Annotated in this window: 1 protein-coding gene; it reads right to left on the bottom strand. The window is 61.1% G+C overall.

The window, feature by feature from the left end:
- Positions 1-686: IS66 family transposase (locus BJL95_RS21710; protein WP_139306381.1), on the bottom strand; the 686-nt coding region annotated here is incomplete at both ends.

Here is a 686-nt window from a genome sequence, read left to right as displayed (position 1 = left end):
GCGATGACAAGTAATGCAAAGCCTTGCCCAGCAAACTACCGGGGATTACCGCATGCAGATGTTGTAGCAGCAGGGCTTCGATTTTGACCAAAACCGGTCGGCTTTGCTCCTGGCGCCGCTGCCCACGCTGTTCGACGCTCAGGTCTTTCGTCTGAGTTTCAATCGCGTACAGTTCACCCATCGCCGCGATAAACTGCGTCGCCAGTTGCTCCGGGCCGCGCGCGGCTTTAGGAATGGCGGCTTCGGCCTCGACAAAATAACGCCGCGCATGCGCCCAACAGCCGAGGTGAATCGCGCCCCGGCTGGCGGCAATGGCGTTATACACCTCATAGCCGTCGCTCATCAGTACCGCGCCGGGTTTGATGCCTTCATACAACGGCTGCGCATGCGTTCCGCCGCGCCCCGGCGTGTAGCTGAACAGCCGAATCGGCGGTCCGGAGCCGGTCATTTGTGCCCACAGATAGCTTTTGCTTTGCGCGGCTCGGCCGGATTCTTTGAGCACTTGAACCACGGTTTCGTCGCCCAGGATCAGATCGGCATCGAGCAGATGGTCGCGCAGCAAGTTGATGATGGGTTGCACTGCGTCGCCAACCCGCACCATGCTAGCCGCCAGCGTGTTGCGCGACAGATCGCCGCCGAAACGGCTCAACAGCGCGGCTTGCCGATACAGCGGCAGGCTATCCTGG

Source organism: Methylomonas sp. LWB (assembly GCF_001856095.1).
Classification (GTDB): Bacteria; Pseudomonadota; Gammaproteobacteria; order Methylococcales; family Methylomonadaceae; genus Methylomonas; species Methylomonas koyamae_A.
The sequence above is the reverse complement of the archived record's forward strand: the minus strand, read 5'-3'. Positions and strand labels throughout refer to the sequence as shown.